This window comes from Novosphingobium sp. BL-S-34 (genome assembly GCF_056857015.1).
This window is the reverse complement of sequence record NZ_CM166473.1, coordinates 359,775-375,018: the sequence shown is the minus strand read 5'-3', so window position 1 is coordinate 375,018 and position 15,244 is coordinate 359,775. Positions and strand designations below refer to the sequence as shown.

General features: G+C 66.6%; 13 protein-coding genes. 8 read left to right on the top strand and 5 right to left on the bottom strand.

The genetic code is table 11. The features are described from left to right. Positions 1-150 precede the first annotated feature (150 nt). On the top strand, positions 151-939 hold the full coding sequence (locus tag AC1VV3_RS15795) for an alpha/beta fold hydrolase (RefSeq protein ID WP_482962806.1): 789 nt from the start codon (positions 151-153) through the stop codon (positions 937-939). Beyond that, entirely contained in the window at positions 936-2,090 is a 1,155-nt protein-coding gene (locus tag AC1VV3_RS15790) for an ATP-binding protein (RefSeq protein WP_482962805.1), read from the top strand. Before AC1VV3_RS15795 ends, AC1VV3_RS15790 begins: the two co-directional genes overlap by 4 nt. Before the next feature lie 15 nt (positions 2,091-2,105). Here AC1VV3_RS15790 and AC1VV3_RS15785 read toward each other — a convergent pair whose 3' ends face one another. The 4 genes from AC1VV3_RS15785 to AC1VV3_RS15770 form a co-directional block, all read right to left on the bottom strand. Next, entirely contained in the window at positions 2,106-3,530 is a 1,425-nt protein-coding gene (locus tag AC1VV3_RS15785) for a DUF1593 domain-containing protein (protein ID WP_482962804.1), read from the bottom strand. Positions 3,531-3,595: 65 nt separating this feature from the next. After that, the gene (locus AC1VV3_RS15780; protein WP_482962803.1) at positions 3,596-6,343 is read right to left on the bottom strand and encodes a TonB-dependent receptor; all 2,748 of its coding nucleotides are present in this window, start codon (positions 6,341-6,343) and stop codon (positions 3,596-3,598) included. Positions 6,344-6,423: 80 nt separating this feature from the next. Beyond that, on the bottom strand, positions 6,424-7,695 hold the full coding sequence (locus AC1VV3_RS15775) for an MFS transporter (RefSeq protein WP_442046037.1): 1,272 nt from the start codon (positions 7,693-7,695) through the stop codon (positions 6,424-6,426). Next, positions 7,695-8,849, bottom strand: a complete 1,155-nt coding sequence (locus tag AC1VV3_RS15770; RefSeq protein ID WP_482962802.1) for a mandelate racemase/muconate lactonizing enzyme family protein — start codon at positions 8,847-8,849, stop codon at positions 7,695-7,697. The genes AC1VV3_RS15775 and AC1VV3_RS15770 overlap by 1 nt, the downstream gene beginning before the upstream one ends. A 150-nt stretch (positions 8,850-8,999) precedes the next feature. On the opposite strand from AC1VV3_RS15770, the gene AC1VV3_RS15765 reads away from it, so the two are divergent. Next, entirely contained in the window at positions 9,000-9,743 is a 744-nt protein-coding gene (locus AC1VV3_RS15765; RefSeq protein ID WP_442046035.1) for a FadR/GntR family transcriptional regulator, read from the top strand. Between the two features lie 43 nt (positions 9,744-9,786). On the opposite strand, the gene AC1VV3_RS15760 is transcribed toward AC1VV3_RS15765, so the two are convergent. After that, the gene (locus tag AC1VV3_RS15760) at positions 9,787-10,146 is read right to left on the bottom strand and encodes an L-rhamnose mutarotase (RefSeq protein ID WP_132266937.1); all 360 of its coding nucleotides are present in this window, start codon (positions 10,144-10,146) and stop codon (positions 9,787-9,789) included. Between the two features lie 73 nt (positions 10,147-10,219). On the opposite strand from AC1VV3_RS15760, the gene AC1VV3_RS15755 reads away from it, so the two are divergent. The 5 genes from AC1VV3_RS15755 to AC1VV3_RS15735 are packed head-to-tail and all read left to right on the top strand — an operon-like array spanning position 10,220 to position 15,243. Next, positions 10,220-11,398 (top strand): aldose 1-epimerase family protein, encoded by a 1,179-nt coding sequence (locus tag AC1VV3_RS15755; protein WP_482962801.1) that lies wholly within the window; start codon positions 10,220-10,222, stop codon positions 11,396-11,398. Next, entirely contained in the window at positions 11,395-12,141 is a 747-nt protein-coding gene (locus AC1VV3_RS15750) for an SDR family NAD(P)-dependent oxidoreductase (protein WP_482962800.1), read from the top strand. Before AC1VV3_RS15755 ends, AC1VV3_RS15750 begins: the two co-directional genes overlap by 4 nt. Before the next feature lie 11 nt (positions 12,142-12,152). Then, complete coding sequence (locus AC1VV3_RS15745; protein ID WP_314466825.1) at positions 12,153-13,343, top strand: CaiB/BaiF CoA transferase family protein; 1,191 nt, start codon at positions 12,153-12,155, stop codon at positions 13,341-13,343. Continuing rightward, positions 13,340-14,476 carry an extracellular solute-binding protein gene (locus AC1VV3_RS15740; RefSeq protein WP_482962799.1) on the top strand — a complete coding sequence of 379 codons (1,137 nt, stop codon included), beginning with the start codon at positions 13,340-13,342 and terminating at the stop codon, positions 14,474-14,476. Before AC1VV3_RS15745 ends, AC1VV3_RS15740 begins: the two co-directional genes overlap by 4 nt. Further along, positions 14,473-15,243 carry an enoyl-CoA hydratase/isomerase family protein gene (locus AC1VV3_RS15735; protein WP_132266946.1) on the top strand — a complete coding sequence of 257 codons (771 nt, stop codon included), beginning with the start codon at positions 14,473-14,475 and terminating at the stop codon, positions 15,241-15,243. The genes AC1VV3_RS15740 and AC1VV3_RS15735 overlap by 4 nt, the downstream gene beginning before the upstream one ends. Position 15,244 lies beyond the last annotated feature (1 nt).

Here is a 15,244-nt window from a genome sequence, read left to right as displayed (position 1 = left end):
CGCGCTTCGTCCAGCCATCGCCCGCCTGCCGGGACGCGGCGAATTGCCCCATTGCGAGCAGGCGCCTGGCAGGCGCCGATGCCCCCTGCCCCGCCAAAGGCCAGCGATTATCGATGGATCGGCCCGAAAACTTGTCCTAGGAAGACGGCTATGTCGCAAGTGTTCGATCGCCAGAATGCCAGGATCAGCGGTTCGGGCACCAGCACCATGCTTTTCGCCCATGGGTTCGGCTGCGACCAGAACATGTGGCGCTTCGTCGCCCCCGCCTTCGAAGACGATTACCGGGTGGTCCTGTTCGACCATATCGGCTTCGGCGGCTCCGACCTTTCGGCCTATGACCAGCGGCACCGCGAGCTTTCGGGCTATGCGGACGATGTGATCGCGCTGGCGCGCGCGGCCGGTGTCGAGAACGGCATCTTCGTCGGCCATTCGGTCAGCGCGATGATCGGCATCATCGCGGCCCAGCGCGCGCCTGAACTGTTCGATACCCTGGTCCTGGTCGGTCCTTCGCCGCGGTACATCGATGACGGCGATTACGTCGGCGGGTTCGCCGAGCACCAGATCGCCGAATTGCTGGAATTTCTCGACAGCAACCATCTCGGGTGGTCGCAGGCGATGGCCCCCACGATCATGGGCAATCCGGACCGTCCGGAACTGGGGCAGGAGCTTACCGACAGTTTCTGCCGCACCGATCCGGCCATCGCGAAGCAGTTCGCCCGCACGACCTTCCTGTCCGACAATCGCGAAGACCTTGCGAACGTGAAGGCCCGAACCCTGATCCTGCAATGCCGCGACGACGTGATCGCGCCCTTGAGCGTGGGCGAATTCGTCCATGACGCGATTCCCGGCAGCGAACTCGTGATCCTCGAAGCCACGGGGCATTGCCCGAACCTGAGCGCCCCTGAAGAGACGATCGCAGCGATCAAGAGCTTCCTTTGAGCGGAGAAGAACGAACCGCCATCGAGGATCAGGCCGGGCTGGACGATCTCGAGGACCTGTTCGAAAACGCCCCCTGCGGCTACATTTCCGCCGACAAGGACGGCCGCATCCTGCGTGCGAACAAGACATTGGCGGACTGGATCGGAACCGTGCCCTCGGCGCTGAAGGGCAAGCGTCTCTCCGATCTGCTGACGATGGGCGGCAAGATTTTCTACGAAACCCATTTCGCCCCGCTTCTGCGGATGCAGGGATCGTTCACCGAAGTCGCGCTGGACCTGGCCTGTGCGGGCGGAGATAAACTGCCCGTCCTCATCAATGCCGCCGAGCGCCGCGATGCCGACGGCAATCCCCTGTTCGTGCGGATCACGATCTCCAACGCCGTCGAGCGCCGCCGCTACGAACAGAACCTGCGCACGGCGCGGGCGGCGGCGGAAGCGGACGCGCGTGAAGAGAAAGCCGCCTCCGATTTTCGCGAGCAGTTCATCGCGGTTCTGGGTCACGATCTGCGCAACCCCCTCGCCTCGCTGACGAGCGGGCTGCGCATGCTCGAAAAAGAACCGATCAGCCCACGCGGCCGCAAAGTCCTGGGCCTGATGGACGGCAGCATCTCGCGCGCATCAGCGCTGATCAACAACGTCATGGACTTCGCGAAGGCCCGACTCGGGGACGGGATCGGCATCGTTCCCGACAAGGATACGGACATTTCACCGGTCCTCCACCAGGTCGTTGCCGAAATGCGGTCCATTGCCGGCCCGCGCGTGATCGAGGCCCTGATCGAGATCGACGCCCCCGTCGAGGCCGATCGCGGCCGCCTCGGCCAGCTGGTGTCGAACCTGCTCGGCAATGCGCTGACGCACGGCGCCGCGGATCGACCGGTTCGCCTCGGCGCCTTCACGCGGGACGGGATCTTCGAACTCTCGGTGGTGAACGGCGGCGATCCCATCCCGGCGGAAACCATGAGCCGCCTGTTCGAACCCTTCGTGCGCGGGCCCGGCAGATCCAGTCAGAGCGGCCTGGGCCTCGGCCTTCACATCGCGCTCGAAATCGCGCGGTCCCACGGCGGTGAACTCACGGCCGCGTCGGACGCCGTCGAAACCCGCTTCACTTTGCGCATGCCCTGCCGCCAGCCGGCGAAACGCCCGGACCTCTGACAGGCGCCCGAGCCGTCAGCGCCGGGGGCTTACCGTAACGATCGCGCGCCGGTAGCTGGTGAGCGCGGGTGCCCCCTTGTCGCGGGCTTCGAGGATGACGTGGAAGCGGGTTGTCTCGCTCACGTCGGGCACCACGAAACGGGTTTCGACGGGGTCTCCGCGTTGGAGTTCGACGCGCGGGTTACGGTTGACCGCCTCGGACTCGCGGTACTGCCACCAGATGTAATCCACCGCATCGCCGTCGGGATCGCGCGATCCTGCCGCGGAAATACGCACCGTCTCGCCGGGCCGGGCGGCAATCTCCACCGGCGCAGTGCCGCCGGCGCCGTTCAGCACGAGCGTGGGGGCATGGTTGGCGCCCTTGAATGCGGACTGCAGAGTCCACTGGATGCGCGCGGCGAAATCGTTCTGGAAAGCCTCGCGCCAGCGCCAGATCGTCGCCTTGTTGGTCTGCCGGGGCTTCCCGTCGATCCCGGTGACGAGATCGCTGGTGTCGGTCCAGATGCCGTCCCACTCGGAGACCTTGCCGTAGCGCCCGCCCCAGCTTCCATAGTCGGGATGCTCGGGATCCCCGAGGCCGTTGGGGATCAGGTAGAGGAAGCTCGGCGTGTCTCCCTCCATGATGAATTCGTAGTTCGGATAAAGCGAACCCAGCGGGCCGATCTGCACGTTCTCGCGCAGCCATTCCTTCGATACGGTCGTGAAGTCCGGGCCGTCGAAGTAGTACATCCGGTCGCCCGAGATGCCGCCCCAGGTCGACAGGTTGTAATGCCGATGCGCGGTCAGGCTGACGATCCAGAACACGTCCGGGAACTGCCGCCGCACCCAGGGCCCGGCGTTGTCCTGGTCGGAGATCGAGTAGACGCGCAGCCTGGCCGCGAGCCTGGCCACCTCGTCCGCCGGGCGCGTTTCGCGCAGCGACCACAGCGCCTGGGCCAGATCCACCGCCCCGCCCCAGACGCAGATCCAGAGCGGCCGGGGATCGGGGCTTTCCAGCGCGGCGACGATGGCGCGCGAGCCTTCGGTGTCCTTGCCCGCACCCACGCCCGCCATGCCGTATTCGGGCCGTCCGCGCTTCACTTTCGAGCGAAGGTCCGCAGCGGAGGGCCAGCCTCTGGCGTGAGCACGCAAGTTGGGGAGAACGGCTTCGTAAGCGTCGATGCGCCGCAGGATCTGCTCGGGGTGGACCGAATCCTTGAGGTGCCGCGATGTGGAAGGGATCAGCGCCTCGACATCGAATTCATTGGTGTAGAGCAGGAACCGCACCATCGATTCCATGTCGTCCGGGTCCGATCCCACGTCGGTCAGGACGATCACGCGCGGCTTGGTGGCGGCGGTCTGCGCGGCCGCCGCCGCCTCTGCCGGCGCTGTCCATCCCGGCGCCGTCCATCCCGGCAGGGCCAGTGCAAGCAGGGCCGGAGCCAGGCGCTTCATCAACATGCATGTTCCCCGGATGCGCGAAGGACCGGAAGCGACAGGCGCCCCCGGTCCACCACGGATGATCGTCAGAAGCGGACGCGGACACCGCCCGAGAAACGGCGACCGGTCTTGCGGTACTCCTTGGTGCGATCGGTGCTGACGGAGTAGATGAACTCCTTGGCATCGTTGAGGTTGAGCGCATCCGCGAACACGGTGAACTGCGGCGTCACTTCGTAGGACAGGCCCGCGTCAAGCTGGCCATAGGCGTCGAAATACTCCGGCTCGCCGTTGCGGCCCGAGGCCACCTGCAGGAAGTTGTCGCGCCAGGTATAGGCGAGGCGGGCCTGCACGCCGTACTTCTCGTAGAAGCCCACGAGGCTGTAGGAGGTCTTGGAAAGCCCCTCCAGCCCGTAGGAGACGCCCGCCACCTGGTTCGTGTAGTTCGCGTTCGACTTGGTGTAGTTGAAGCTGGTCTGCACGCCGAGGCCGTCGAAAGGCGAAGGCAGGGTGGTGAAGGCCTGGCGATAGCCGAGTTCGAAGCCCTTCACGGTCGCGCCCTTGCCGTTGTCGGGCACGGTCACCTGGAACGTCACCTGGTCTACCAGCTGCGGCGTGGTCACCAGCGTCACGAACGAATCGATCTTCTTGTAGAACACGGCTGCGGAGAGCAGCGCGTTGCCGGTGAAGTACCACTCGATGTCGGCCTCCACCTGCTTGGCCCGGAACGGCTTGAGGTCGGGATTGCCGCGGCTGATCGTCTCGTTGCCGGGGTTCGTCTGGATCGACTGGCGCGGCGAGAGGTCGGTCAGCGTCGGGCGCGTCATCACCTTGGAGGCCGAGAGGCGCAGGATCAGTTCGTTGGTCGCCTCCAGCTTGATGTTCACCGAGGGCAGCCAGTCATGGTACTTGCCCTCGAAGCCGACCGGCACGATGGGCGAGACGACGATGATGTTCTGCCCCTGCCCATTGGGCTGGGCGCTAAGGACCGTGCGCGATGCGCCGGTCGAGGTGTAGGTCGTGCCTTCGTAGCGCACGCCGGCATTGATGGTCAGCGGCATCGAGCCGAGGTCGGTCGTGAAGTTGGCCATGAAATAGCCGATCTTCACCTTCTCATCGACGACCGAGGAGGCCGAAGGCGAGAATACCGCCGGGTTGAACGCCTTCCCGTCCGCGGCCGCGAACTGGTCGATCACGCCCACGAGCTGCTGCGGGCTGTAGATCACCCAGTCGCGGACGATGTTGCTGGGGCCGCTGCCCTGGAAGAAGTTGCGGTTGGTCGGGCTGAACAGCGAAGCCGGCAGGACGCGGTCGGAGCCGCAATAGGCGCACTGCTCGCCGAAGGGCATCTCGTCGCCCGTCAGCGTCTTGGTGCGCCGCGAATACATGGCGCCCGCGAAGAGCGAAAGGTTGGACGTGGCCTTCCACTCGTTGTCGAAGCGGTATTCCTCGATCTTGTCGTCGACATCGGTGCCGCCGCCCCAGATGTAATAGTGCGCGGTGATGCCATTGGGGTTGGTCGAGGCATTGGGGTAGTTCGGGCTGGTGAAGCCATATTCGTAGATCGGGCTGCCCGACCGGCGATCGAACCACAAGTCGATGTTCTTGCGCCGGATGGTGGTGAAGAGGTTGTCCTCCTTGCCGCGCCGTTCCGCCTTGGAACGCGAGGCGTCGAAGCTCATCTTGAGCGTCTCGGTGGGCTTCCACTCGATGTTGCCGCCGAACTGGTTGGTCATGACCTTGCGGTGGTCGTACTGCAGGATCTGGTCGACGAAGCCGCCCTGGTAGCGCTGGTAGACAGCCTCGTTGTCCTCCACGACCTGCTCTACCAGCGTGCCGCCGGAGAAGTCGTAGGCAAGGCCGGTCTGCTGCTCGCGGAAGTCCGCCTTGGAGTAGAGCCCGTCGAACGACAGCGTCAGCGTGTCGGTCGGCCGGAACTGCAGCGAGCCGGAGAAGCCGTAGCGTTCGAGGCTGCGCTCGAAGAAGAACGGCGAGAGGTTCGACGGCATCGAGACGCGGCTGAACGGCGCCACGTTCGGCCCGATGCGCGCGCCCGGAACCCCGCCGGCGTTGTAATAGGAGTCCGTGCTGGAGCGATAGACATGGCCGGCGCCGATGGTGAATTCGTCGTTGCGGGTGTCGCGCTTGGTATAGACCCCCGAAATCGACACGCCGATGGTCTTGTCGGCATTGCGCCAGGACGCCACGCCCGAAACCTCGGGATTGAACTTGTCGGCCAGCTCCGCCCACATCTGGCCGGCGGAGGCGCTGATGGCGAACTGGTCCTTCTGGTCGATCGCGCGCAGGGTCTTCACATCGACGGTGGCACCGATCGAGGCGCCGTTGATGTTGGCCTGGGGCGACTTGTAGACGTCCGCACCCGAGATGATTTCCGAGGGCATGACGTCGAACGAGAACTCGCGGCCGTTGTTGTCGGTGGCGAGCGTGCGGGCATTGACGGTCACCGCGTTGAACTTCGGCCCGAAGCCGCGCACGGTGATGTAGCGGCCCTCGCCGCGGTTGCGCTCGATGGTGACGCCGGCGATGCGCTGGAGCGATTCCGCGACGTTCTGGTCGGGCAGCTTGCCCAGATCTTCGGCGACGATCGAGTCCACAACCGCGATGGAATCGCGCTTGATGTCGATCGCGACCTTCTGGCTGGCGCGGATGCCCGCAACGATGATGACGTTCTCGGCCTCGCTGTCGGCGGCCTCCGAAGCGCCCTGGTTACCCACGGCCTCCTGCGCCTGTGCCGAAGTTGCCAGCGCTAGCACCGATGCGGCAGAAAAAAGCAGCGCCAACCTGGCCGCACTGCGAAACCTTCCCTCGTTCGACATCTCGACTCTCCCTCCAAATTCTTTGCAGATCTTATGACCTGCTATCGTTTTCATGTCAACTTACATCATATGTATGATGTTTACCGTACCGACTTGATCGGCAGCACGCACAGTGCGGAGCCGAAGACGAAGACCACCGCCGCGATGAAGATGGCCCGGTAGTCGCCGCCGAAGATCCCGAGCAGGACCGCGGCCATGACCGGGCTGATGATCTGCGGGATGTTCACGGCGGTGGTCAGGACGCCCAGGTCCTTGCCCTCATCACCCAGCGCGGCCTTGGGCAGCACTTGCGTCATCAGCGCCATGTCGATGGACATGAACATGCCGTAGCCCACCCCGATCACCGCCGCGTAGACCCACATCCCGGCCATCGAGGGCGCCAGCAGCGGCGCAACCATCGCCGCGCCCATGAAGAGGCTGCCGCCGATCACGAAGGGCTTTCGCCGCTGCAGACGGTCGGAAAGCCAGCCCGATGCCAGCGACGACACGACGAGGCACACCAGCGTCACCATCGCCATGTTGGCAATGGCCAGGTTCGAGGCGTCGTCGCCCAGTCCCACGTAGTCGCGCAGGATATAGAGCAGGTAGGCCGCCACCGCCTGGTAGCCCATGTAGATCGTGAAGCGGCTTGCGAAGGCCCAGGCGAAATCGGGATGCTCGCGCGGGCTGATCCAGAAGCTCTTGAAGAAGGCGGCCCAGTGGATCGGGCGGCGCGGCAGGGCATCGCTGGGCGGTTCGCGGTTGAGCGCGACGAAAGCCACGCAGGATGCGGCGATGGCGCCCGCGAAAAGACCGTAGGCCAGCATTCGCTGCGAGGCGAGATAGCCTGCCACCACCGTGCCTGCGGTCAGCCCCGCCGTCATGCCCGCGCCGACGATGCCGGAAACACTGCCGCGCGTCTCGGGCGCGAAGCGGTCCGCGATCAGCGTGGTCATCGCCGGCTGCATCGAATTGTAGGCCACCGCCGCCATGACCCAGAGCACCATGAGCGACCAGAACCCGGTCATCATCGACACCCCGAACAGTGATGCAGAGCCGATCAGCGAGCCGATGGCGATCCACGGCGCGCGCCGTCCCCAACGACTGCGCGTGCGGTCCGACAGGGCACCCGCGATCGGCGTCGCCAGCGTGGAGAATACCGAAGTGATCGCGAAGAGGAGTGCGAGGTTGTTCTCCTTGGAGGCGGGAGAAAGCTCCGCGATCTGGTTGGGCAGCAGCACCCCCAGCACGCCGCTGTAGAGCCCCATCAGCAGGAAGAAGTTCACCATGAGCGACAGTTGCAGGCGCCAGCGCGCCGCACCCTGGACCCAGGGCGTTCGGGCCTCTGCGCCCTGGGTTGCAGAGCCGTGCATCATTCCGCCGCCCGCCGCGTATCGGGAACGAGCCGAAGCCCCGCACCCGCCGGCCGGCGATGTGGGCCGCCGCGCTCGCCCCAGCCGATGGCAGTGACGGACTGGGCCACCGCGGCCTCGTCGATCGAGATCCCGAGGCCCGGCGCGTCACCGAGGATGATGCCGCCCTCGGCGATCTGCTGGTCGACCGTGAAGCCGGTCGGGAAGCCGAAGTCCTGCACTTCGATGCCGATCATGTTCGGCAGCGCGGCCGCCGCATGCGCGACCGGATTGGCGTTGTAGGCCACCGGCGATACCGGCAATCCCCGTACATGGGCGGCCATTGCGACGCGATTGAAATGTGTGATCCCCCAGACGCTGCCCGCCTGGACGATATCCACCGCCTGCGCATCGAACAACGGTCCGTACTGCTCCAACCCGGTGAGATTTTCGCCGGTCGCCACTGCCGTCCGCGCGGCGCGGGCGATCTGGGCATGCCCGGCCGCGTCCCATCGGCGCACCGGTTCTTCGATCCACGTCAGGTCGACGCGCTTCTCGATCTCGGCAAGGTGGCGGATTGCCTGCTTGGTGTTCCACGCTTCGTTGACGTCCAGCATGACCGCAGGGCGCGTGGTGTTGCGCGAAAGAATGCCGCGCACCGTTTCGAGCCGGGCGATATCGCGGTCGAGGTCGCGTCCGCCCTTGATCTTGGCGGCGGTGAATCCGCGCTCGGCCCAAAGGGTGTAATGCGCCGCGAAAGCCTCGTCATCGAGGCCGTAGCACAGGCCCGAGGCATAACCCGGCACGAAACGGTCCCCGGCCCCGAGCGTGCGCCATAGCGGCTCGTCCGCCATCTTGGCCTTCAGGTCCCAGAGCGCCATGTCGATGGCCGCGATCGTTCCGAACGTGGCGCCGGCATGGCCGCTCTTGAAGACATGCGAGAGCATCGCATCGTAGAGCGTTGCGACCCCGCGGGGGTCCGCGCCTTCCACGGCGGGGAAAAGCCGGTCGATCTCGCGGTGCGATCCCAGCCCGATCCCGGTCAGCCCGCCGTCGGTCTCGACCAGCAGAACCGGCACTTCGGTAATGCCCGATTCGACGATGCCGTTGACGTCGCCCACGGGGCGCTGCCAGTCGTGGAAGGCGGTGAGGCTGCGGTAGCCTGTGATCTTCATTCGGGAATCCCCTGACCTAAGGCCTGTTCGTAATTCGTATTATGTATGATCTATGTCGTTTGACAACCCTTGACGCGCTTGGTCAAGTCGGTTCAGCGTAAATCAGGCGCCAAGAACGCGCGTCACCATGAATCAAGGGCGTAAAAGAGCATGCAGGATAGGGTTGTCGGCCTCGGAGCGCCCGCAAAGACACGGCGGCGTCCGCGCCTTGCGGAAGCGGTGGTCGAGGAACTGGTCAGCGCCATCGTCACCGAAGTCTATCCCGCCGGTTCGGCCCTTCCCCCCGAAAACATGCTGTGCGACCACTTCGGCGTCAGCCGCACCGTGGTGCGGGAAGCGACCACCGCGCTGACCGAAAAGGGCCTCGTTGTCTCCCTGCAGGGACGCGGCACCATCGTGCGCGAGCAGAGCGACTGGAACCTGCTGGACCCGATGATCCTGGCGGCGCTGTTCCGGCGCGAGGACGGCCTGGCCTATCTCGACAACCTTTCGGAAATCCGTTCTTCCCTCGAAGCCTCGATGGCGGCCAAGGCGGCGAAGCGCGCCACGGCGGAGAGCCTCGCCGAACTCAAGGCCCAGATCGACAAGCTGGAAAGCCTGGTGGAAATCCCCGCGGCCTATGTGCACGAAGACGTGAATTTTCACGATGTGATCATGCGCATGTCGGGCGACCGCCTGAGCAAGGCGATCATCGACGGCATCCAGTCGCGCGCCCTCAACACCCACGGCTATTCGGGCACGCTCAATGTCGAGCACGTCCGCAACACCCATGCCGCGCATCGCAAGGTCTACCAGGCGATCGTCGATGGCGATGCCGAAGCGGCGTCGAGAGCCATGCGCGAACATATCGAATCGTCATGGGCGCGGCGCCGGGCGAGCGGCCCTCAGGCCTAGCCGCCAGGGTCGGGCCCTCCGGCTCGACCGTGCGCGGGCGCTTTCAGGGCTGCTCCGAAAGCGCGTAGATCCGCTCCATTTCGGCCCAGGTCCGGTCCGGCGCGAAAGGCAGCGGGCGCTGGAACGTGCGCATGAGCGCGTCCCACGCCTGCACTTCCGGATTGGCCGCATCGCGCGCCGCCTTGCCTTCCGCATCGGCGGCCATGGCCGCATCCTGCTCCATCGTCATGAACATGCGGTCGCCCACCAGCCAGATCTGGAGATCGCGCACCCCATCGGCGCGGATCGCTTCGGTCACGGCCGCGGGCGGCCCGCCAGGCGCATGCCAGGCGCGATAGCGCGCGATCATTTCCGGCTCGTCCACCAGGTCCACGGCGAAGCACCTGCGCACGAATTGGCTCATTCCACTCTCCCGGTTGACGCTTCCCATCTCCTTACGTATTCATCATACGTCTTACAAGATGGAGAGGGCAGGCATGGCCTTGCTATATGGCGCGCAGATGTCGAGACGGCATCTCGCCGAGCGTACCGGATCCCTGTCGCAGTTCGCGGGCGTGCGCCTGATGACGCTGGGCGACGGCGTCGAGCGCGGCGTGCGCCTGCTGGAATTCCGCACCGGGTCCGGCCTGCGCTTCACGGTGCTGGTGGACCGCGCGATGGACATCGCCGAGTGCGATCACGCCGGACGCGCGGTTGGCTGGCATTCGCCCTCCGGCTTCCGCAACCCGGCCTTGCACGACTACGAGGGTGAAGGCGGCCTCGGCTGGTTCCGCTCGATGTCGGGCCTGAACATCACCTGCGGCCTCGACCATATCCTGTTCATGCACGACGATCCGGCAGGCCACTACAACTACGGCCCGCGCGAGGTCGTTTCCTCCTCCCTCCACGGCCGCGTCGGCACCATCCCCGCGCAGCTCACCGGCTACGGCGAGCGCTGGGAGGGGGATTCCTGCACCTTCTGGGCCGAGGGCGTGGTGCGCCAGTCCACCGTTTTCGGCGAGGACCTGCACCTCATCCGGCGCATCGAGGCGGACCTCGGCAGCGACGAGATCCGCATGACCGACCGCGTGGTGAACCACGGCTTCTACACCACGCCGCACATGTTCTGCTACCACATCAACGTCGGCCATCCGGTCGTCGCCGAAGGCGCGCGCTACGTGGCGCCGGTGCGCGAAGTGCTCTGGGCCGCCCATGCCGACGACTACCGCCGGCAGGGCGTGGGCTACCGGACAATGCCGGCGCCCATCGTCAACTTCCACGAGCAGGTCTGGCAGCACGACATGGCGCCCGACGCGGCAGGCCGGGTCGAAGTCGCCCTGGTCAACGAGGCCATCGGGTTCGGCTTCTCCGTCACCACCCGCAAGGATCAGTTCCCCTGCATGTTCGAGTGGCAGAACCTTCATGCCGGCCACTATGCGGTGGGTATCGAGCCGGCCACCAACCATGTTCTCGGCAAGGACTTCGCCCGCGAGCGCGGCGAACTGATCCTGCTCGATCACGGCGAGGAGCGCCGCTACGACACGGTCCTGCGGGTCCTGCCGGATGAGGCCGCCGTCTCTGCCGCCATCGCGCGAATCGACGGAGCAGCGCGTCAGCCCGAGGACGAATATCCGGTTCCCACCGGCAATTTCCCCGCCATCGGAAGCGCCGCGTGAAGGGCCGCACCATCCTCTATACCGGCGCCGCCGGCGGGCTCGGCCTCGACACCACGCTGCTGCTGATCGAACGCGGCGCCCATGTCATCGCGCTCGATAACGACGATGCCAAGATCGCCGCTCTCGTGGCTGCCGCCGAAGGGCGCGGTCCCGGCCGGCTGACCGTCTCGCGCACCGATCTCGCAGACCTGCCCGGCCTGCGCGCCACGCTCGATGCCCTGGCCGCGCGCCACGGCGGCATCGACGTGGTGATCAACAACGCCGCGATCTATCCCTCGAAGCCTTTCGAGGACTACACGATCGAGGAGCACCAGTTCGTCCAGCGCATCAATGTGGACGCCGGAATCGTCGCGGTGCAGGCCGCGCTGCCGGGGATGCGTGCGAAGGGCTTCGGGCGGATCGTCAACATCTCCAGCATCACCCTCTCGGGCGGCTGGGCGAACCTGTCCCCCTATGTCGCCTCCAAGGGCGCGCTGGTCGGCCTGACCCGCGCCTGGGCGCGAGAATTCGGACGCTGGGGCGTGACCGTCAACGCCATCGCCCCCGGCGCCTTCCCCACCGATGCCGAGAAAATCCACCCCGATCCCGAGGGGTACGACCGCACGGTGCTGGATGCGCAGGCGATCAAGCGGCGCGGCACCGCGTCCGACATTGCCCACGCCATCGCCTTCTTCGCCGCCGACGAGGCGGGTTTCATCACCGGACAGACGCTGCAGGTCAACGGCGGCTGGACCATGTCCTGAAGGACCAGAAAATGACGATCCTCAATGGAATCCGCGTGCTCGACTGCTCGATCGCCATGGCCGGGCCTTTCGCCGCCCAGCGCCTGGGCGACATGGGCGCGGACGTGGTCAAGGTAGAGCCTACCAGCGGCGAATGGCAGCGCCATGCCTCGGCGGGCGGCGCGGCGGGCAACAGCATCAACGTCTCGTTCCTCTCGCTCAACCGCAACAAGCGCTCGCTGGCGATCGATCTCAAGTCGCCCGAGGGCAAGGCCGTGCTGCTGGACCTCGTGAAGGACGCCGACGTCTTTCTCCAGAACTACCGCCCCGGCGTGGCCGAGCGCCTGGGTGTCGATTACGCCACCCTGAGCGCCATCAACCCGCGCCTTATCTACGTTTCGATGTCGGGCTACGGCGAGGACGGCCCCTATCGCATGCTGCCGGGGCAGGATCTGCTGCTGCAGGGCATGTCGGGCGCGATGCTCTCGGCCGGGAGCGAAGGCGCGCCGCCTTCCCCCGCCGGCCAGTACCTCGTGGATGCCATCGCCGCCTACAGCGCCTTCGAAGGGGCGCTGGCGGCCCTGTTCCACCGCGAACGGACCGGCGAAGGGCAGCTCGTGCAAGTCAACATGCTCGATGCCATCACCACGATCCAGATGCAGGAGCTGTCGGTGTTCACCGTCGGCGGCAAGCCGCAGACCCGCTCGGCCGAGCCCCATGCGCACAGTTACATCCGCGCGCCTTACGGTGTGTTCGAGACGGCGGACGGCTACATGACACTGGCGATGGCGCGCTTCGAAACGCTGGCGCGCGAACTCGACGACCCCTTCTTCGCCGGCATGGAGGAGGAGCGCGACGGCTGGACCCAGCGCGATGCCATTTTCGCCCGCATCCGGGGCCACCTCGTCCGGCAGCCTACGGCGCACTGGCTGGAGAAGTTCCGCGCCGCCGACATCTGGTGCGGCCCGGTCTACGGCTATGCCGACCTGGTCGAGGATCCGCAGATCAAGCACAACGGCACGTTCGTCGAGTACGATCACCCCACCGAAGGCCGCGTCAAAGTGCCCGGCTTCCCCATTCGCTTCTCGCGCACGCCTTCCGCGATCACGCGCGGCGCGCCGCTGGTGGGCGAGCATAGCGAGGACATCCTGCGCGAAGCCGGCCGCAGCGCGGAGGACATCGCACAGCTCATCGAGTCCGGCGTGGTGCGCCAGCACACATGAGCGACGTCGAAACGGCCGGGCCTGCCTACCGCGGCCTCACCTGGGACCACCCGCGCGGCTACCGCGCGCTGGAGGCGGCCGCCGCAAGCGTCGCGCCCGCGCAGGGGCTGTCGATCGCCTGGGACCGCCATCCGCTCGAAGGGTTCGAATCCCATCCCATCGCCGACCTTGCCGAGCGCTACGACCTCATCGTGCTCGACCATCCGCACGTCGGAGAGGCAGTGGCGCAGGACTGCCTGATCCCGATGGCGCAGGTCGTCGGCGCGGAAGCCCTGGCCGCGCTGGAAACCGCCGCGATCGGCCCTTCGCTGGCAAGCTACCACTATGCGGGCGCGCACTGGGCGCTGCCCCTCGACGCGGCAAGCCAGGTTATGGCCTATGCCCCGTCACGGATCGGGGCGCCGCCCACGACATGGCAGGCGGTCGTGGACCTTGCCCGGCGTGAACCGGTGGCGCTGTCGCTGTCCGGCCCCCATGCCGCGCTCACCTTTCAGTCCATCGCGGCGTCGCTGTCTTCGAACGACCGGCCCGGGGACCGCTTCGTCGATCCCGAGACCGGCCGCGAAGCTTACGAATGGATGGCCGCGCTGACGGGCGATGCCACCCGCGCCCGGATCGACCAGAACCCCATCGCCCTGCTCGAAGCCCTGTCGGGCGGGGAGGACCTCGCGCTGGTCCCGCTCGTCTACGGCTACGTGAACTACGCCAAGGAAGGCGCCGCCTTCGCCGATGCCCCGCGCGGGCGCGCCGGGATCGGCTCGATGCTCGGCGGCACCGGCATCGCCGTATCGCGCCGCTGCACGGTGACCGACGAACTGCGCGCGCATCTGTCGTGGCTGATGGGCGAGGAAGCCCAGCGCCGCTTCATCCCGGCCCACGATGGCCAGCCCGCCTTGCGCCGGGCATGGGACGATCGGGCCGTCGACCAGGAGTGGCGCGGCTTCTACGCCGCCACCCGTGCCACGCTGGAAGCGGCCTCGCTGCGCCCCCGCCATGACGGCGCCATCGCCTTCCAGACCGAAGCCTCCGCCCGCCTGCGCGAAGGCCTGCTCGCCCGTGAACCCGCCGCGCCGGTCCTCGCCGACATCGAGGCCGCATTCGCCCGCCACCACATCGAGGGAACCGAGACATGAGCGCCAACTTGCGCTTCGAAATCGCCGATCACATCGCCACGATCACGCTCGACCGCCCGGAAAAGCTCAACGCCATGACGCCGGACATGGCCCAGGCGCTGGTCGAGGCCGTGGCCACCTGCAACACCTCGAACGAGGTCCGCGTGGCGATAGTCACCGGGGCGGGGGCCAAGGCGTTCAGCGCCGGCTCCGACATCGCGACTCTCGATGCCTATGCAACCCCGTGGGACTTCCGCAACCGGCAGGACTACTGCGACGCGCTGCGGGCCTGCCGAAAGCCCGTGATCGCGGCGATCAACGGCTATGCGCTCGGGGGAGGGCTGGAAACGGCCATGGCCTGCGACATCCGCATCGCCTCGGTCCATGCCCGCTTCGCCGCGCCGGAGATCAAGCTCGGCTGGATCGGCGGCGGCGGCATGGCAGTGGGATTGACGCACTCCGTCGGCATGTCGAACGCGGCGCTGATGCTCTATACCGGCGAGATGATCGACGCCGCCCGCGCCGAGGCATGGGGCCTCGTCAGCGAAGTCACCGAGCCGGACGCCCTGCTGCCCCGCGCCCGCGAAATCGCCGGCCAGATCGCCGCGCGCGCGCCGATCGCGGCAGAGACTGCCAAGCTCAACTTGCGCGCCGCCCACCAGATGCCTTACGAAAAAGCCATCGAGTACGAGCGCGACTTGCAGGCCATCTGCTTCGCCACTGCCGACGCCGCCGAAGGCCGCGCCGCTTTCGCGGAGCGCCGGGCGCCCGTGTTCGAAAGGCGCTGAA